This window comes from Sulfitobacter mediterraneus (genome assembly GCF_016801775.1).
Lineage (GTDB): Bacteria > Pseudomonadota > Alphaproteobacteria > Rhodobacterales > Rhodobacteraceae > Sulfitobacter > Sulfitobacter mediterraneus_A.
In genome coordinates this window covers 1,168,293-1,186,465 of the sequence record NZ_CP069004.1, presented here as the reverse complement: position 1 = coordinate 1,186,465, position 18,173 = coordinate 1,168,293, and the positions used below count along the sequence as shown (strand labels likewise).

The following is an 18,173-nucleotide window of genomic DNA, read 5'->3' as shown; positions in this document are numbered from 1 at the left end:
TCGGTTTTGTTTTGTTCTAGTGATGTTCCCGTTTTGTGTCAACAATTCTTCGAAAATTGGTTTGTTCGCGACGGTTCTGGCAACAGGCCTTGCTTATATCGCGATGTATTCTGCGCGATCGCCCGCTTTGCGGGGGGGCTCGTCCACGGGGCGTACCATCAAGGCATCTGCTGTGGCCAGTACCGACAGAAGAGAGCTGTCTTGCCTGTCATCCGGGAAAAGTACGCCATCGCGCAAATGGGCGCGCATGTAATGGGCGCGAGGGCCGTTTTGCGGCAGGTCGACGCCCAGCGGCGCCTCCTGCATCGGCAGGGGATCGGACCCAAGCCCTAACATCTTACGCAGGAGCGGCACCCCAAAGATCGTACCGCAGACCATCGCAGACACCGGATTGCCCGGCAGGCCCAGCATAACCGCATTGCCCAAGGTGCCCGCCATCAGCGGTTTGCCGGGGCGCATGGCCACTTTGTAAAAGCTTTGCTGCATTCCGATTTCGGCAGCAACTGGCGCAACCAGATCGTGATCACCAACAGAAGCGCCACCGATGGTCACAATCAGATCCGCACCCTTGGCCAGCGTAAAGGCCTGCTTGAGAGAGGCCGCATTGTCGCGGGCCACGGGCAGCAGTCGAACCTGAGCGCCTTTGCTTTCGAACATGGCTGCCAGGCCATAACTGTTTGAGGCAACAATCTGATCTTCGGCCGGTGTCTCGCCCGGTTGCACCAATTCATCCCCCGTGGCGAGGATCGCAACGACGGGTTTGCGGGCGACCGGCACGCGGGCAATGTTCATGGCCGCCAGCAAGGCAATATCGGCAGGGCGCAACAGCAGGGGGGCAGAGACCTTTTGCCCCTTGGCAAAATCGCCACCAGCCGGACGTATGTTATCTTTGATTCCGACCTTGTGACCCAATGTGATCAGATCACCGCGGCGCGTTGTATCTTCTTGAATAACAACAAAATCTGCGCCTTCGGGGATGGGGGCACCGGTAAAGATACGCACCGCTTGTCCGGCTTTGAGCGTGCCCTTGAACCGATGGCCCGCCGCCGCCTCGCCAATGACCTTGAACATCGCGTCGGGTTCAACCTCGGCGCGGCGCAGCGCATAGCCATCCATGGAGGACGCGGCAAAAGGCGGCTGTGTTCGGGCCGCGACCACGTCACGGGCCAATACCCGTCCGGCGGCCTGGCGCAGTGGCACGTCTTCGACATCAAGGGGTGAGGCCAGATCCAAAAGTTGTTGCAGCGCCTCGGCGACAGGGATCATTCGGATGCCTCGTAACGCCCTGATTTCCCGCCGTCTTTCAGCACGACCCGAATGCCGCCGATCTCCATGGATTTATCGACCGCTTTGGACATGTCATAAACCGTAAGTGCGGCGGTGGAGGCGGCGGTGAGCGCTTCCATTTCAACGCCGGTTTGGCCGGTTGTCTTGACAGTGGCGGTGATGCGGATGCCGGGCAGGCTATCATCCGGCTCCAGATCGACGCTGACCTTGGTGATCGGCAAAGGATGGCACAGCGGGATCAGATCGGCGGTGCGTTTCGCCGCCATGATACCGGCCAGTCGTGCGACACCGAGAACGTCGCCTTTCTTGGCACGGCCTTCGGTAATGATTTCAAAGGTTTCGCGCTGCATCTTGATATGACCCTCGGCCACGGCGATGCGTGATGTGATGTCCTTGCCTGAGACATCCACCATATGGGCGTCGCCCTTGGCGTCAAAATGCGTGAGAGCCATCACATGCCTCCGGCGGTCAGGGGATCGGCAAGCAGATCACGGGTGGCGATCTCGACATCTTCTTGCCGCATCAGGCTTTCGCCGATCAGGAACACCCGGGCGCCAAAGCGGGCCATATCGGCCAGATCTTCGGGTGTGTTCAAGCCCGATTCCGAGACCATCATCCGGTCCCCCGGCACCTGTTTGGACAGGGTGCGGGTCACATCAAGAGAGGTCTCGAAAGTCTTGAGATTGCGATTGTTTATGCCGATCATGCGGCTTTTGAGACGGGTGGCGCGCTCCAGTTCTTCGGCGTCATGCACTTCAATCAGTGCATCCATGCCCCATTGGGCCGCGGCATCCTCCAATTCGGCGGCTTGGGCATCAGAAACGGAAGCCATGATGATCAGGATACAATCTGCCCCCAGCGCCCGCGCTTCGGCAACCTGATAGGTGTCATACATGAAATCCTTTCGCAGCGCGGGCAGATCGCAGGCTGCGCGGGCCTCGACCAGATAGTCCTTGGCGCCTTGAAAACTGGGCGTGTCGGTCAGAACCGACAAACAGGTTGCGCCGCCTGCGGCATAGGCCTGCGCCAATGCGGCCGGGTCGAAGTCGGCGCGGATCAAGCCTTTGGACGGGCTGGCTTTCTTGATTTCAGCGATCAGGCCATAGCCTTGTAGGGATGCCTCAAAGAGTGCCTCTGAAAAGGGGCGCACGGGGCTGGCGGCCTGCGCTTCGGCTTCAACTTCGCTGAGGGGTTTTGCGGCCTTGTCGGCGGCAACTTCTTCCAGCTTGTAGGCTTTGATCTTGTCGAGAATGGTATCGGTCATGGCAGCTTTCTCATGGGTTGGCCCAGTTTATGACCCCCATGCCGCGGGCCTGCAACCATGCATTGCTGCGGCTGAAGGGGCGTGCGCCAAAAAATCCACGATATACAGACAGGGGGGAGGGATGGGCCGTTTCGATCTTGAGATTCTGATGGGGGTCGATGTGGCGCCCGATCTTCTGCGCCGGTCCGCCCCAAAGCAGATACACGCGGGGGCGATCTGCGAGTTTGGCCAAGACCTCTTGGACCAGCACGGACCATCCCAGCTTGGCGTGCGCCTTGGCCGCGCCCTGCGGCACGGTGAGCGCGGTGTTCAGCAGCAGAACGCCCTGATCGGCCCAGTCTTGCAAGTCGGTTCTGGTGCGAACCTGACCAAGATCGGTCTCTATCTCTTTGAAAATATTGCCAAGACTGTCGAGCCTCCCGCCAAAGTCTTGGGGGATGGAGAAAGCCAGACCATCGGCCTTGCCCGGTGTGTGGTAGGGATCCTGGCCAAGGATCACGACGCGGGTGTCTTCTGGCTGGCAGCGTTCCAAGGCGTTAAAGACCGCCTTGGCTGGCGGAAAGACGGGGCGCTCTTCGGCGGCAAGGGCGGCTTCGATCCTTGGCAAAGTTGTCTCAAAAAAGGGCAGGTCGGACCACGCCCCGAGATTGCTGACATCAAGGGCGGTCATTTTTCCTGCGACAGGGCCGCGCATTTGGTCAGGCGGTCGCGGGCGGCCCCGGAATCGATACTGGTGCGTGCCATTTCTGCCCCGGTTTTCAGATCCGTTGCGGCATCCGCCACCACCAGCGCTGCGGCGGAGTTCAGCAGTACCGCATCGCGGTAGGCTGATTGTTCACCGTCCAGCAATGCGTTGAAATCACGGGCATTCTCCTCTGGTGTGCCGCCGACGATGGCCTCGAAAGGATGCACGGGCAGGCCGGCCTCTTCGGGATGTATTTCAAAGTCTGTCACCGCACCATCCGCCAAGGCAGAGACCCAGCTGACCCCGGTGATGGTCAACTCATCCGTGCCGTCCGATCCATGTACCAACCATGCTTTTTCAGAGCCCAAGGCTTGCAGGGTTTCCGCCATCGGGCGGATCAGATCGCGGCGATAGGCGCCGGTCAACTGGCGTTTGACACTGGCGGGGTTGGTGAGTGGGCCGAGAATGTTAAAGATCGTGCGTGTGCCCAATTCGGACCGTGTTGGCATCACATGGGCAATCGCCGGGTGGTGCATCGGTGCCATCATAAAGCCGATGCCAGCGCCCGAGAGTTCGCGTTCCACCACCTTGGGGCCGACCATCACGTTGATACCCATCTGGGTCAGCGCGTCAGCCGCGCCGGACTTGGAGCTGAGGTTGCGGTTGCCGTGTTTTGCCACCGTCACACCCGCGCCCGCCACGACGAAGGCGGTCGCGGTGGAAATGTTCAGCGTGCCTTTACCATCGCCGCCGGTCCCGACGATGTCCATCGCGCCCTCTGGCGCTGCCACCGCGTGACATTTCGCCCGCATGACACTTGCAGCGGCGGCATATTCATCCACTGTTTCGCCCCGCGTGCGCAGCGCCATCAGAAAGCCGCCGATCTGGCTTGGCGTGGCCTCGCCGTCAAACAGGATTTCGAAGGCTTCGCCAGCCTGTGCGCGTGTCAGGGGGCCGTTGGCGGCGGCATCAATCAGCGGTTTAAGCGCGTCACTCATGCGGGCACCTTCATTTCATTCAGGAAGTTCTGGAGCATGGCATGCCCGTGTTCGGAACGGATCGATTCAGGATGGAATTGCACGCCGTGCAGGGGCAGGCTGCGGTGTTGCAGGCCCATGATTGTCCCGTCTTCCAATTCTGCGGTGATTTCAAGCGTGTCTGGCAGGCTGTCTCGATCCACCACCAGCGAATGATATCGCGTCGCGGCAAAGGGGCTGGGCAGACCAGCAAACATGCCTTTGTTTTTGTGATGCATCTGGCCAAGTTTGCCGTGCACGATGTCTTTGGCCCGCACCACCTTGCCGCCAAAGGCCTGGCCCAGTGTCTGGTGGCCAAGACAGACACCCAGCAAAGGCAATTTCGCCTCTGCCGCCGCGCGTGTCAGGTCAAGGCAGATGCCTGCCTGATCGGGGTCACATGGACCGGGAGACAGCAAGATCCCCGCAGGGTTCATCGCCATGGCTTTGTCCACGGTGATCTGGTCATTGCGCACCACATGCACATCCGCGCCCAAAGCGCCGAGATAATGCACAAGATTATAGGTGAAACTGTCGTAGTTATCGATAAGCAGCAACAATGGACAACTCTTTGTATTGGGGCCGGGCATTAGGGCTAGAGTAACGCTGCCGAGACAGAGTATACACGGTGCCATACATGTTCAGGCTTGTCCGCTGGCGTCAAGAGCGGGGCAGCCAGATGAGGACAGAGACCGCACAGCATGCGGTCGTTTGAGCAGGAGAGTGCGCGATGGCACGGGGATTTCTAAGCGGTGTGCTTTGGGGCGGCGTATTGAGCGTCGGCGTGGCCGGTGTGGCCTCGGTGATGATGCCATTGCCGCAATCACCTGTGGTGGATGATATGGCCCCCGGTGCGGTGGATGCCCCCGTGGCCGATCCTGCAGCGCCAGACACACAGCCTAACACCGACAGTGCCCCGGCATCGGTCGGCACCGCGCCGCAAGCCACGGCACCAGCGCCCGACAGCGAGGCGGCTTTAGGCGCAGAGGAACAGTCTTCCGCAGGGCGCCCCGAAACCGGATCGGCGGATGGCTTGCAAGCCCCGGCAGGCACCGATGATACGGGCAGTGTGGCGATCGCGCCCGATGCGCCTGTACTGCCCAATCCGCAGGCCCTTGCCCCGATGGCACCGCCCGAAACCGATGATGTGGCGATCAACACTGATCCCGGCCTGCCGCAACAACCTGTCACCCAAAGCAACGATCCTGCGCTGTCCAAGGCACCTGAAGCCGAAGAGCCGGTGCAAGCGCCCGTGCAAATTGGCGAGGCGCCTGCGGATTCGGTAAAACCTGATTTGGCGGGCAACACCGAGGCGGATCAAGCGCCCGAAACACCGCAGACCGCCAGCCAGCCCGAAGCGCCAGCACCTGCGGCGGAACCTGCGCAGCCGCAGACCACAGAAACCGAAACGAATGATGCAAACACTGGCCGCCCCAGCATCGGCAAGCCTGCGATCTCTTTGACAGACCGGGACAGCGGCGTAACGATCAATCGCGGACCGGCCACTGATGCGCCGGCAGATGCGGAAACCACTCCGGCTGCGCCAGAGGTCGTGGCTGAGGTCGGACCCGCGCTTGAGATCAACGCCGAGCCTTTTGAAAACCCCGAAGGCAAACCCTTGATGGCGATCGTCCTGATTGACGACGGCAATGCGCCTGTCACCGGGGCGGCGGGCATAGCCGCGCTGCGCAGTTTTCCCTATCCGCTCAGCTTTGCGGTCAATGCAAACGCCCCTGACGCGGCCGAGCGGATCGCGCTTTACCGGTCCGAAGGGTTGGAGGTGTTGATCGAGGTGGATCTGCCCGAGGCGGCAACCGCCGTTGACGCCGAGACCCTGCTTGCCACGGCGTTGGCCGGTTTGCCGGGCGCTGTGGCCGTGCTGGAAGGGACCGACACGGGTGTGCAAGGCTCCAAAGAACTGTCAGATCAGGTCACTGCGATCCTTGGCCAGACAGGACATGGGCTTGTGACACAGGACAAGGGTTTGAACACAATGCCAAAACTGGCCCGCAAGGCTGGTGTGGCTGCCGATCCGATCTTCCGCGATTTTGACAGCAAGGGCCAGACCGCCACCGTGATCCGGCGTTTTCTGGATCAGGCGGCGTTTCGCGCCGGCCAAGACGGCGGTGTGATCATGCTGGGCCGGTTGCGGGCGGATACAATCTCGGCGCTCTTGTTATGGGGGCTGCAGGACCGCGCGGGCAAAGTGGCGTTGGCGCCCATTTCCGCTGTGCTGAGCCGCGAACAATAAACGCGACTTATGAGCCTGTCTTGCGGGCGGTGATCACAAACTGACTGAGCGAGAAAAAGAAATGTCCCCTGCGGGCCAGATCCTCTTGTTCGGCGAACCAATCGTCCGCCTCATCCTGTGAGACATGTCCGTTTTCAACGGCATAGCGGGTCATAAGGTGCATCATCATGCGCGCCAGCCCGCCCGGCCTGAGGCAATGATCGGCGGTGGTGAAGGGGCGAACCGCTTCGACGCGATGACCGGCCTCTTTCAACAGCGGCAGCATTTTGGTCGGCAGGTCAGCATGGACAAAGTGGTGGTCCCATGCGGCCCGCATCCGTGCCATACGTGGGAGATTCTCGCTGTGCCAGATGAAACTGCCGAAGTGAAGATCGCCGATCACCAACCGCCCGCCGGGCTTGAGACATCGCATCGCGTCCCGCATGGCGGTGCCTAGGTCCTCAACATATTCGAAAACCTGCAACGCCACGGCGCCGTCGGCCACGCCATCCTCAACCGGCAGCGCACCGGCCAGTCCGTCACGGAATGTCACATGGGGCTGCCCTGCGCATCGCGCTGCGGCAACCTTGCGCATATCCGCGCTCGGATCAATGCCCACGACCCGGCCTTCTGGCCCTGTGGCGCGGGCCAGATCCAGTGTCAGCAGACCGTTGCCGCATCCGATATCCAGGAGGGTCTCGCCGGGGTTTGGCGACAAGGCGTTGTAGGAGACCAAGCGCCGCGCCGTGACATCGGCCCCTTGATAGGCGTTGTCCAGGATCTTGGCGGTTTCGGCGTCAAACTTCAGCATTTCGGGGCTCCGGCAGGGAAAGCTCCGACAGTTTAACAAAAAATGGCGATCTGCGCAGCGTTGCGAAAATTTTGGGTCAGTGGCCTGACGCAGCTAGATAATTTCATCCTCGTCAAACAACGGATCACTTTCCAGCTGCTCGGCGAGATCCTCCACCGTATCGGCATTGGCGCGGGGGCTGAGCTGGGCCAGATGGAACACCGCATCGCCCTCATTCACCACCGGCAGGATCGCGCGGCCAATCAGGATGCCAGCGGAGGGTGCGACCAGATCGGCCTCCACATCGCCAAAGGGATCAGAGACCGTGGCAAGCACATCCCCTTTGGCCACGGTTTCCCCCTCGGCGCGGAAGGTGCGCAGCAGCCCGCCCGCCGGGGCGCGCAGCCATGTGGAAGAGGTGCAGATATGCGGTGCGCTCTTGGCCTTGGCGATGCCCTTCGCGGGCAACATATCGCGCCCGCGCATCACTCGCAGGATACCGGCCACACCGGCCCGCACGGCCATCTCGTCAAACCGTAAACCTTCGCCCGCCTCATACAGCAAAATGGGTGTGCCGTGTTTGGCTGCCACGGCCCGCAACGACCCATCCCGCAGGGGCGAGGTCAGCACCACGGGAGCGCCAAAATCAAGTGCCATGCCTGCGGTCACCTTGTCTGCCGGAGACACCCGCACTTGCGGCAGGTTTGTCCTGTGGATTGCTGCCGAATGCAGATCAATTCCGAAATCGCAGCGCAGAACCACCTCATTTAGAAAGATATGTGCCAACCGGGCGCCCAGTGAGCCGGATGGGTGCCCCGGAAAACACCGGTTGAGATCGCGCCGGTCGGGCAAATAGCGTGAGCGGGACAAAAACCCGTAGGAGTTGACCACCGGAACCACCAAGAGCGTGCCGCGCAGGGATTTGAGCTGCGGTGCGCGCAACAGGCGGCGCACGATTTCAACGCCGATCACCTCATCGCCATGCACGGCCGCACTGACGCACATCGTGGGGCCGGGGCGCTTGCCGTGATGGACCTGTACAGCCAACCCGACAGGCGTGTGATCGGGCAGGATCGACACGGGCAGGGTGACAGATTGCGACGTGCCTGGGGCAATGGATTGGCCCGCGATTTGAAAAGCTTCACGGCTCATGCTGCGGCATCCTGCAGATCGCTACGCACTTGCATCAGAATCTTTCCAAGCATGTTTGCTCCTTGTCCATCTGGCCCGCAGCCCCAGAAACTGTCCATGGGCGCGTTTTCGACAATGTCCTCTGTCCCGGTCGACAGCAGCAAATCCCGCGGTTTTGGGTGGGTTTTGAATTTGCAGGCCACTGCGCTGTGCATTAGCGTAACTTTTGTGTCCTCCCAATCCGATCGCAGTGGTAAGGCTCGGGTCATGCCAAGTGCTTTTGCGTCCTTAGGTTTAATGGCCCGGCGAATTCGCTCTTGATATACTGCATCGGTGAATTTCTGCGCTTGGAAGTAGTGCTCCACGGTCGGCCACCAAAGCTCATCCATTTCAACCCCGAACGGAGCAAAGTTTGAAAACTCGGCATATGGGTCCGTTTGAGCGTAGAAGTAGATAGTCATGCCTATCTATTGCCCTTGCCATCAAAGCGCGCCGCATCGGCAGCCGCGCGGCGGATGGCACCGGATTTGTGTACAGTTTCCATGAATTCGGCCTCGGCGTCGCTGTCATAGACCACGCCGCCGCCTGCTTGGATATACAGCGTTTCGTCCTTGATCACCGCGGTGCGCAGGGCGATGCACATGTCCATATCACCACCCGCGCTGAAGTATCCGACACCGCCGCCGTAGACGCCGCGTTTTTCCGGCTCCAGCTCATCAATGATCTCCATCGCGCGGACTTTGGGTGCGCCGGACACCGTGCCGGCTGGCATTCCGGCAAAGAAAGCATCAAGCGCATCACAGCCTTCTTTCAGTTCTCCCACCACGTTCGAAACGATGTGCATCACATGGCTGTAACGCTCAACGATGAACTCTTCGGTGGGGCGCACAGTGCCGATCTTGGCCACCCGGCCCACGTCATTGCGGCCCAGATCCAGCAGCATCAGATGTTCTGCCAGTTCCTTTTCGTCGGCCAGCAATTCGGCCTCCAATGCGCGATCTTCTTCTGGGGTTTCACCGCGTTTGCGTGTGCCTGCGATGGGGCGGATCGTCACCTCGTTGCCGAAGACCCGCACAAGGATCTCGGGCGAGGCGCCAACCACATGGAAGCCGCCGAAGTTGAAGTAGAACATGAACGGCGACGGATTGGTGCGCCGCAAGGACCGATAAAGGGCAAATGGCGGCTGGGTAAACCCCTGGGCCCAGCGTTGACTTGGCACCACCTGGAAAATATCGCCCGCAACGATGTATTCGCGGGCTTTTTCAACAGCGGCCTTGTACCCCTCACGGGTGAAGTTGGACACAGGCGCAGCATCTTCGCCCGCATCGCCCAGATCGCGGGAGGCGCCGGGCATGTCGCGTTCCAGATCGCGCACCGCATCCATCACCCGTTCGGCGGCTTGGGCATAAGCGGCGCGGGCCGATTGTCCGTCTGAAGCCCAGGCGGGAGAGACAATGGTGACCTCACCTTTGACCCCGTCGAGCACCGCAATAACAGAGGGGCGCAGCATCAGCGCATCGGGCAGTCCCAGCGGATCGGGGTTCACATTCGGCAGGTGTTCCACCAACCGGATGGTGTCATAGCCCAGATAGCCAAACAGGCCCGCCGCCGCTTGCGGCAGATCTTCGGGCAGGTCGATCTTGGATTCCGCAATCACGCTGCGCAGCACATCCAAAGGGTCGCCCGGCACATCTTCAAAGGCCTCCGCATCATAGCGGGCGGCGCGGTTGATCGCGGAGGTTTCGCCCCGGCAGCGCCAGATCAGATCGGGCTTCATGCCGATGATCGAATAGCGGCCGCGCACTTCGCCGCCGGTGACGGATTCCAGCACAAAGGCATTTTCTGCCGCGCCCGTCAGCTTGAGCATCAAGGATACAGGCGTGTCCAGATCCGCGGCCAGACGGGTATAGACGATCTGATTTTGTCCGGCGGAATAGGCCTTGGCAAAGTCATCAAATTCCGGGGTCAGTGCCATGTATTCAGTGCCTTAGGGAAAGTTGACGTGAACGGCCTGCAAGGCGCGTTGGTCGATTTGCGGGCCTGCACGGCTGACGACCTCGTCGGCAAAGATCCCGTAAAGATCCTGCGCGAGGGTCTGGTTCAACTGCTCGCTGATCTGGGCAACAAGCGCGTTGGAGCGGTCGTCATCTTGCGATGCCGCGTTGATATCGTCGAGCCGTAGAATGGTCACCGTGTCCTCACCGGGCAGGACCGCGACATCGCCGATGTTCATGGCGAAAACCTCGTCCATGAAACCGGCAGGTGCCCCTTCGATAAAGGCGTTGCGGTTCTGGTCGGTCTCGACAGTTGCATCCAGACCGGCGGCTTCAAAGGAGGCCGCGCCGCCCAATGTGGCGATCTGCGTTGTGGCCTGCGCCGTCAGGAGATTGACCGTTTGCTGGGCTTGCCAGCTTTCCAGTACGGCATCACGGGCGCTGTCAAACGGCTCAGGTCGAGCGTCCAGCGCGGTGTCGAGACGCATGGCGTAGATGCCGCCATCCTCAAGCTGTTCGATCTTGGGGAAATCGCCCTCGTCAAGTGCCGCTGCGGATTGACGGAACTCGCCGTAGGCGGCGATACCCTCGGAGCTGTCCTCGGTCCAATCAATGGTGCCAAGGCTCATTTCGGTCTCTGCTGCCAGTTGTTCGAGCGTTGCACCGCCCGCCAGTTGGTCATCAAGATCCTGTGCGCGGGCCTCTACCGCACGCACAGCGCGGGTCAGGGCCAATTCCTGACGCAGGGCCGGCATGGCCTCTTCAAAGCTGGTGTTCTGTGCGGGCAGAACCGCGTTTACGCGGAACAGGGCCGGGCCGAGATCGCTGGGCAGGGGGCCAACCACCGCACCCACTTCGGCGGCAAAGACAGCCTCTCCGGCGGCATCAAGCTCTAGGCGGCTGACATCGCCGAGATCCACATCGGAGAGCTGAAGCCCGCGTTCCTCGACCAAGGCGTTGAACGTGGTGCCACTGACCTCAAGCATGGCGGCAGCGCTGTCGGCGGCGTCACTGTCCGAGAACACCAAACGTTCGACCAAGCGTCGCTCGGGCTGATTGTATTCATCGGCGCGGGCGTCATATTCGGCGCGCAGTTCCTCTTCGGGGACGACAACCTCGTCGATCAGCGCATCAGGCGACAGTGTGACATAGGTAATCTGTTTGCTGGCGGGCAGCATGAACAGATCAACATTCTCATCATAATAGGTTTTCAGAACGTCATCTGCCGGGGTTTGCAACGGCGCGGCCAGATCATCGCGATCCAGTTGCGACCAGGTGAAGCTGCGGGTCTCGGTCAGATAGCTGACAAGGGTCTTGGCATAGGTGTCGGGCATCTGCACACCGCCGACAATCGCGCCCTGAAGCAGGGTGCGGGCCGCCTCTTCGCGCAGGGAGGTTTCAAACTCCGCCTCGCTGATGCCGCCCTGTTGCAAGGCAAATCGATAGCCTTCGCGGTCAAATTCGCCGTTTACGCCCTGAAACGCGGGGATCTGCAGGATCTCGTCGCGCAGGGTTTCATCGCCGACAGAGAGGCCAAGCTGTTCTGTCTCGTGGTCCTGGGCGCGATTGCGCACCACACGTTGCAGCACGGCGCGGTCCAGACCCATTTCCTGAGCGCGGGCAAAGGGCAGGGCCTGTCCGGTTTGCTGTTCCAATGCGCGGATTTCGTTCTGGATCTGGCGGGCATAGGCATCCACGGGGATTGCCTTGTCACCGACAGTGCCGATTGAGCGGATATTGCCGCTGAGGTTCACCGCGCCAAAGCCGCCAAGGCCTAACATCAGCAGACCCATCAGGATCCAGATTGCAGTTTTCGAAAGGCTAGAACCTTTGGCCATGTCAGCGCACCTGTAAATTTGTTTGTCGATTGTCTATGCCCTGCGTGGCAGGGGGGCAAGAGCCGGTTACGCCTGTGGCACCGCGGCCAGCCTGTCAAACAGCACAGCAATCCCGTCCGCGTCCAGATTTGCAAAGGCGATCCGCAGTTGGCTGGCACCGCTTGGGTCACTTTCAGGACAGAACATGGTGCCCGGCAGGGTCAGGATACCCGCATCGCGCACCAGACGCGGGGCCAGATCGGCGGAGCTTTCTGCAAAGGGATGCTGCATATAGGCAAAATAGCCGCCCAGACCCAGCAGTTTCCAGCCCAGCGGTTCCAGCTTGGGCATGTATGCGGTGATCGCGGCGCGGCGGGCGAGGATTTCATCGCGCTCTCCGGCCAGCCATTGTTTGAGGTTCTGCATCCCCCAAAGCGCGGCATGTTGGCCCAGTTGCGCCGGACAGATTGCCACGGTGTCGAGAAACTTTTCCACCTCGGCCAGACGTGCCGCGCTGGAGATCATCGCGCCAACGCGGTGGCCGGTCAGGCGGTAGGCCTTGGAGAAGGAATAAAGGTGGATCAGCGTGTCCTGCCAATCGGGATCCTGGAACAAGGCATGGGGCGGGCCGCTGCGGCTGTCGAAATCGCGGTAGGTTTCATCAAGGATCAGGGCGATGCCCTTGTCGCGGGCCAGATCAAAGAAGCCCTGCACCAGTTCGGCGGGGTATTCGACGCCGCCGGGGTTGTTGGGCGTGACCAGCGCAATCGCACGGGTGCGCGGGGTGATTAGGGCAGCCGCCGCTTGCGGATCAGGCAGCAGATCCGCGCCGGTGGCCAGTGGCACGGAGGTGACGCCGGACATGTCCAGCCACATTTTGTGGTTGAAATACCAAGGGGTTGGCAAGATGACCTCATCCCCCTCGCTGCACAGCATCGCAATGGCGGCGGCGAAGGCCTGATTGCAGCCGGAGGTGATGCAGACCTGTTCGGCATGCACGGTGCCGGCGTAATGCGCAGCGGTTTGTGCGGCCAGTTCGGCCCGCAACTCCGGCAGGCCCAGCACAGGCCCGTAGAGATGCGCCTCGTCATTGGTCAGCGCAACATCGGCCATCGCCTGGCGCAAGGGCGTGGGGGGCGGATCAACCGGCGCGGCCTGGCTGACGTTGATCAGCGGGCGATCTGCGGGAAAATTCACGCCCGCGAGCCAGCGGCGGGCCTCCATCACGGGGGGCGGGAAGGTGGCGGCGGTGCGTGTCAGGGTCATGTGCGGCTCATGGGTGAGAGTGCGGGAGAGTATTTATGGCCAAAAAGGGGGCGCAGAGGGGTCAGTCCTTGCCGCGGTAAGGCTCGACATATTGCAGGGCCATGTCCCAGGGGAAGAAAATCCATGTGTCCTGGCTGACCCCGGTGATGAAGGTGTCAACCTGTGGCTCGCCTTCGGGTTTGGCGTAGACTGTTGCGAAATGGGCCTGCGGGTAAAGCTGGCGCACCAGTTCGAGGGTTTTGCCGCTGTCCACCAGATCGTCGATGATCAGCACGCCGGTTCCATCGCCCATTACTTCTTTGTCCGGGGATTTGAGCACTTTGGCTTCGCGGCGCTGATCGGCCTTGCCGCCACCGGAATGATAAGACACCACGGAGATTGTATCGACGGTGCGGATGTCCAACTCGCGGGCGACGATCATCGCGGGGGCCATGCCGCCACGGGTGATGGCCACCACAGCACGCCACGCGCCATCATCCGGCCCCTTGCCATCAAGCCGCCACGCCAGGGCGCGGCTGTCGCGATGGATTTGATCCCAGCTAATGTGGAACCCTTTTTCGTGGGGCAGTCTGTTGTCGGTCATGGGGGTTACCTTTCAAGGAGCAGCCGCAGTCCAAACGCGCCCAGCAGAGAGGCGGCGATGCGGTCAAAAATGGGTTTGAGGCGCAGATATCCTGCCCGTGCAGCAGGGGCGCTGAGGGCGGTGGCCAGAATGCCGTAAAACAGCCATTCCAGCACAAGGTGGTTGAGCACAACAAAGGTGATCTGCCCGGCGCTCAGATCCTTGGGAAAGACCACGAGGATCACGGCGGCGGCAAAAAGCATGGATTTTGGATTGCCGAAGTTCACCAGCAATCCGCCTGCAAAGCTGCGGGCCGAAGGGGTTGGGGCATCGTTAAGAGGGGCGCGGGCGTGGCGCCATGTCTGCACAGCGATCCAGATCAGATAGAGCGCGCCGCCCGCCTTCAAAGCGCCATAAGCCCATGGGAACAGGGCAAAAACGCTTTCCAAACCCAGAAAGGCGGCGAGGGTCCAGCAGGCGGCGGCGGTGCCGAGGCCCATACCAGTCATCATACCGGCCCGGCGGCCTGCACTGACGGTTTTCTTGACGGTGTACAGCATGGCAGCGCCGGGGCTGGCAAGCGCGGCCAGCAGGACGAGATTAAATGCAATCAGGGCTTCAAGAGACATTCAACGGATCCTTCGTGCGGTTATGACAATGCAATTCGGACACCAAAGAGGCCCAGCAGCACGCCAAAGACCCTTTCTGCACCAGTCTTGATCCGCACATAGACGCGGCGCGGTCCCGCGCGGGAAAACAGTAAGGAAAGCGCGGCATACCAGCCGGTTTCGATGGCAAAGATCATGGCAAGCACGACCAGCGCCTGCATCAGGGTCAGGTCTGCGGGCAACACACCGGTGAACACAGCGGCGAAATAGGCGAGCGCCTTGGGGTTGGCCAGATTGGTCCAGATGCCCAGTCGCAGGATGGACAGCGTGCTGCGCGGAAGTTGCGTGCGGGTCTCGGGCAAGGGCGCCGCGGCATTGCGCCAAAGGGCGAGGGCGATCCAGATCAGGAACAGCCCGCCAGCCACCCGCAGCCCCGTTTGCAGCCACGGCATGATTTCGAACACCAAAGACAGGCCAAGCAGGGCAGCCACGGCCCAAAGCAGCACACCAATCGCGAGGCCGACGCTGAGGGTCAGCGCGGGTTTGGCACCCTCAACCGCCGCCGTGCGGATCGTCAGAACCGCGGCAGGGCCGGGGCTCATTGCGATCAAAAGCTGCACAATGGCAAGGCTGGCGAGTGCGGTTGCCGTCATTCCTTGCTCATGTCCGGTGCATCCACCGCCTTCATACCCACGACGTGATAGCCCGCGTCCACATGCAGGTTCTCGCCCGTGGTGCCGGAGCCCAGATCGGAGACAAGGAACAGAGCCGCCTTGCCCACATCATCAATGGTCACATTGCGGCGCAGGGGCGAGTTGTATTCGTTCCACTTCATAATATAGCGGAAATCGCCAATGCCGGAGGCGGCCAGCGTTTTGATCGGACCGGCAGAGATTGCGTTGACGCGAATGCCGTCTTTGCCCAGATCCTCGGCCAGATATTTCACCGATGCTTCAAGCGCGGCCTTGGCCACACCCATGACGTTATAATGCGGCATGACCTTTTCTGCGCCGTAATAGGTGAGCGTCAGGGCGCTGCTGCCGGGCGACATCATCTTTTCCGCGCGTTGCATCACGGCGGTGAAAGAATAGACAGAGATATCCATCGACATGGCAAAGTTACCGCGGCTGGTGTCGACATAGCGCCCGCGCAATTCGTTCTTGTCGGAGAAGCCGATGGCATGGACGACAAAGTCCAGTTCGCCCCAGCGCTCCTTTAGATCGGAAAACAGCGCATCCAGCGAGGCCTCATCGCCCACATCGCAAGGCAGGACAATGTCACTGCCCAATTGTGCGGCCAGTGGATCAACGCGTTTTTTCAAAGCATCGCCCTGATAGGAAAAGGCCAGTTCTGCCCCGGCATCGGCCAGTGCGCGTGCGACGCCCCAAGCGATGGATTTGTCGTTGGCGAGGCCCATAATCAGCCCGCGTTTGCCCTGCATCAAGTCGTTCGCCATAGTGCTGCCTCACCCTGAAAGTCATTAACAAAGCCACGTTTAGGGGATTGTGACCATGCCATCAAGCGCCGCGCGGCGCATATGTCCAATTGACCTTTGCGTTGCTGCCGTATGTCTATTGCGTTAGCGATTTGGAAATCCCGGCGCTGTCGGGGCAAAGCATGGATGAGTATCACAATGGAAAAACGTACAGGTCTGTTTGCGGGTGACGATCCCTTTGAGATTGCCCGCCGCTGGTTGGCAGAGGCCGAACCGGCCGAGGTGAATGATCCCAACGCGATTGCCCTGTCGACAGTGGATGCCGATGGAATGCCCAATGCGCGGATGGTTCTGCTGAAAGAAATCGAGGCGGATGCCTTTGTTTTTTATACAAATTACGAAAGCGCAAAGGCGCAGGAGCTGGACAGTGCGGGCAAGGCGGCCTTTGTAATGCATTGGAAATCCCTGCGCCGCCAGGTGCGGGCGCGGGGGCTGATCACCCGTGAGGATGGGCCAAAGGCGGATGCCTATTATGCGTCGCGGTCGCTCAAGAGCCGGTTGGGCGCCTGGGCCTCTGCGCAGTCGCGGCCGCTCAGCAGCCGGGCCGCACTGATGGCCGAAGTCGCCAAAATCACGGCCAGCAAAGGGCCGAATCCCCCGCGTCCACCCTTTTGGGGGGGATACCGGTTGACTCCGCTGGAGATCGAACTGTGGGCGGATGGAGATTTCCGTCTGCACGACAGATTCCAGTGGCGCCGCGCAGCCCCGGACGCCCCTTGGAGCGTGACGCGCCTGAACCCGTGATGTGATAGGACATAGATCACGGGCTAAATTTGATGCAAAACAGAAAAAAATGTCTAATGTCGTCCAGATAACGAAGCCGTGAACGGCAAAACAGCAATGGTTGAGATGTGTCACAAGACAACCCTGAAATACCCCAGGTTGATCCGCAGCCGCTGACCGGAGTGGTCAAATGGTTCGACCCTGTCAAAGGCTTTGGCTTTGTCATTTCGGATCATGGTGGGCCGGATATTTTGTTGCATGTCAATGTGTTGCAAAATTTTGGCCAAAGTTCCGTTGCGGACGGGGCCAAGATAACCTTCCACGCCCACCAGACAGATCGCGGCGTTCAGGCGGCAAGCATCACCGAGATCATTCCACCTGAGGGTGCGCAGGCGGCGGTGCTGACAGACATCGGAGATCTGGATGCACAGGCGATGGCGGATACGCCGTTGCAACCGGCGCGTGTCAAATGGTTTGACAAGGCCAAGGGATTTGGATTTGCCAATGTCTTTGGCAAGGACGAAGATGTGTTTTTGCACGTCGAAGTGTTGCGGCAATCGGGCTTGTCCGATCTGCAACCGGGAGAAGCTTTGGCGATGCGGGTGATCAATGGTAAACGCGGCGTTATGGCCGCTGAGGTGCAGGCATGGGAAGCAGCAATTGGATCAAACGAGGGTGGCGGCACCTAGGCGGGGCGGCGGCTCTGTCGCTTTTGCCACTCGGTGCCTTCGCGCAGGACATCTGCCAAGACGACACCGTCAGCTTGCGCGGCGACTGGGGGCAGGCCCGTTTCAACGTTGAAATTGCCGATGATCCCGCCGAACAGGCGCAGGGATTGATGCACCGCGAAGAACTGGCGGCCAGCGCAGGCATGCTCTTTGTCTACCCGGCGCCGCAGACTGCGCAATACTGGATGCGCAACACGCTGATTCCCCTCGATATGCTGTTTGTCGACGCGCAGGGCATTGTGCAGCACATTCACCATCAGGCGATTCCCCTGGATGAGACGCCGATTTTTGGCGGGGATCAGGTGCTGGCGGTGCTGGAGATCAACGGCGGAATGGCCAAAAAACTGGGGATAAACGAGGGCAGCGCCCTGCGTCATCCGGCCTTTGGCGCCCATGATCCGGCTTGGCCCTGCAATTGATCTCAGAAACTCGCAATCTAGGGCTTTTCATTCAGATCAACTGTGGCTAAAGAGGCCACGTCGGAGCGTGGCGCAGCCTGGTAGCGCACCTGTTTTGGGTACAGGGGGTCGGAGGTTCGAATCCTCTCGCTCCGACCACTTTCACCAGCATCATCAGA

The 18,173-nt window shown here is 60.7% G+C and carries 20 protein-coding genes and 1 tRNA gene; 5 read left to right on the top strand and 16 right to left on the bottom strand.

The genetic code is table 11. The annotated features are described in order from the left end of the window. Positions 1–93: 93 nt before the first annotated feature. From JNX03_RS05795 to JNX03_RS05770, 6 genes are read right to left on the bottom strand one after another with little or no spacing between them, the layout of a single operon-like run. Positions 94–1,266 (bottom strand): molybdopterin molybdotransferase MoeA, encoded by a 1,173-nt coding sequence (locus JNX03_RS05795; protein WP_203211459.1) that lies wholly within the window; start codon positions 1,264–1,266, stop codon positions 94–96. Further along, entirely contained in the window at positions 1,263–1,739 is a 477-nt protein-coding gene (gene moaC, locus JNX03_RS05790) for a cyclic pyranopterin monophosphate synthase MoaC (RefSeq protein ID WP_203211458.1), read from the bottom strand. Before moaC ends, JNX03_RS05795 begins: the two co-directional genes overlap by 4 nt. Continuing rightward, positions 1,739–2,551, bottom strand: coding sequence for an indole-3-glycerol phosphate synthase TrpC (trpC, locus tag JNX03_RS05785; protein ID WP_203211457.1), 813 nt, complete (start codon positions 2,549–2,551; stop codon positions 1,739–1,741). The genes moaC and trpC overlap by 1 nt, the downstream gene beginning before the upstream one ends. Positions 2,552–2,561: 10 nt before the next feature. After that, positions 2,562–3,221, bottom strand: a complete 660-nt coding sequence (locus JNX03_RS05780) for a uracil-DNA glycosylase (RefSeq protein ID WP_203211456.1) — start codon at positions 3,219–3,221, stop codon at positions 2,562–2,564. Continuing rightward, positions 3,218–4,234, bottom strand: coding sequence for an anthranilate phosphoribosyltransferase (gene trpD / locus JNX03_RS05775; protein WP_203211455.1), 1,017 nt, complete (start codon positions 4,232–4,234; stop codon positions 3,218–3,220). The genes JNX03_RS05780 and trpD overlap by 4 nt, the downstream gene beginning before the upstream one ends. After that, positions 4,231–4,812 carry an anthranilate synthase component II gene (locus tag JNX03_RS05770; RefSeq protein ID WP_203211454.1) on the bottom strand — a complete coding sequence of 194 codons (582 nt, stop codon included), beginning with the start codon at positions 4,810–4,812 and terminating at the stop codon, positions 4,231–4,233. Before JNX03_RS05770 ends, trpD begins: the two co-directional genes overlap by 4 nt. 170 nt (positions 4,813–4,982) lie before the next feature. Here JNX03_RS05770 and JNX03_RS05765 point away from each other — a divergent pair, with 170 nt between their 5' ends. Next, positions 4,983–6,503: a divergent polysaccharide deacetylase family protein gene (locus JNX03_RS05765; RefSeq protein ID WP_203211453.1), complete on the top strand. Its 1,521-nt coding sequence runs from the start codon at positions 4,983–4,985 to the stop codon at positions 6,501–6,503. Between the two features lie 7 nt (positions 6,504–6,510). Here JNX03_RS05765 and JNX03_RS05760 read toward each other — a convergent pair whose 3' ends face one another. The 10 genes from JNX03_RS05760 to fabI form a co-directional block, all read right to left on the bottom strand. Further along, positions 6,511–7,293, bottom strand: coding sequence for a methyltransferase domain-containing protein (locus JNX03_RS05760; protein WP_203211452.1), 783 nt, complete (start codon positions 7,291–7,293; stop codon positions 6,511–6,513). Positions 7,294–7,386: 93 nt separating this feature from the next. Next, positions 7,387–8,424, bottom strand: a complete 1,038-nt coding sequence (locus JNX03_RS05755) for a succinylglutamate desuccinylase/aspartoacylase family protein (RefSeq protein ID WP_203211451.1) — start codon at positions 8,422–8,424, stop codon at positions 7,387–7,389. Beyond that, complete coding sequence (locus JNX03_RS05750) at positions 8,421–8,864, bottom strand: NADAR family protein (protein WP_203211450.1); 444 nt, start codon at positions 8,862–8,864, stop codon at positions 8,421–8,423. The genes JNX03_RS05755 and JNX03_RS05750 overlap by 4 nt, the downstream gene beginning before the upstream one ends. A 2-nt stretch (positions 8,865–8,866) precedes the next feature. Further along, positions 8,867–10,378: an anthranilate synthase component I gene (trpE, locus tag JNX03_RS05745; protein WP_203211449.1), complete on the bottom strand. Its 1,512-nt coding sequence runs from the start codon at positions 10,376–10,378 to the stop codon at positions 8,867–8,869. 12 nt (positions 10,379–10,390) lie between these two features. Continuing rightward, positions 10,391–12,235 carry a SurA N-terminal domain-containing protein gene (locus tag JNX03_RS05740; protein ID WP_203211448.1) on the bottom strand — a complete coding sequence of 615 codons (1,845 nt, stop codon included), beginning with the start codon at positions 12,233–12,235 and terminating at the stop codon, positions 10,391–10,393. A 66-nt stretch (positions 12,236–12,301) separates the two neighbouring features. After that, entirely contained in the window at positions 12,302–13,480 is a 1,179-nt protein-coding gene (locus tag JNX03_RS05735; RefSeq protein ID WP_203211447.1) for an aminotransferase, read from the bottom strand. A 61-nt stretch (positions 13,481–13,541) separates the two neighbouring features. Beyond that, positions 13,542–14,063 (bottom strand): xanthine phosphoribosyltransferase, encoded by a 522-nt coding sequence (gpt, locus tag JNX03_RS05730; RefSeq protein ID WP_203211446.1) that lies wholly within the window; start codon positions 14,061–14,063, stop codon positions 13,542–13,544. A 5-nt stretch (positions 14,064–14,068) separates the two neighbouring features. Next, the gene (locus JNX03_RS05725) at positions 14,069–14,671 is read right to left on the bottom strand and encodes a LysE family translocator (RefSeq protein WP_203211445.1); all 603 of its coding nucleotides are present in this window, start codon (positions 14,669–14,671) and stop codon (positions 14,069–14,071) included. A 20-nt stretch (positions 14,672–14,691) separates the two neighbouring features. Continuing rightward, complete coding sequence (locus JNX03_RS05720) at positions 14,692–15,303, bottom strand: LysE family translocator (RefSeq protein WP_203211444.1); 612 nt, start codon at positions 15,301–15,303, stop codon at positions 14,692–14,694. Beyond that, a complete protein-coding gene (gene fabI, locus JNX03_RS05715; protein ID WP_203211443.1) occupies positions 15,300–16,106 on the bottom strand; it encodes an enoyl-ACP reductase FabI in 807 nt (268 codons plus the stop codon). Before fabI ends, JNX03_RS05720 begins: the two co-directional genes overlap by 4 nt. Positions 16,107–16,283: 177 nt before the next feature. On the opposite strand from fabI, the gene pdxH reads away from it, so the two are divergent. The 4 genes from pdxH (at position 16,284) to JNX03_RS05695 (ending at position 18,153) form a co-directional block, all read left to right on the top strand. Further along, entirely contained in the window at positions 16,284–16,889 is a 606-nt protein-coding gene (pdxH, locus tag JNX03_RS05710; RefSeq protein WP_203211442.1) for a pyridoxamine 5'-phosphate oxidase, read from the top strand. Positions 16,890–16,996: 107 nt separating this feature from the next. Next, positions 16,997–17,557, top strand: a complete 561-nt coding sequence (locus JNX03_RS05705; protein WP_231024154.1) for a cold-shock protein — start codon at positions 16,997–16,999, stop codon at positions 17,555–17,557. After that, positions 17,515–18,015, top strand: a complete 501-nt coding sequence (locus JNX03_RS05700; RefSeq protein ID WP_203211441.1) for a DUF192 domain-containing protein — start codon at positions 17,515–17,517, stop codon at positions 18,013–18,015. The genes JNX03_RS05705 and JNX03_RS05700 overlap by 43 nt, the downstream gene beginning before the upstream one ends. 61 nt (positions 18,016–18,076) lie before the next feature. Next, positions 18,077–18,153, top strand: a tRNA-Pro gene (locus JNX03_RS05695). Positions 18,154–18,173 lie beyond the last annotated feature (20 nt).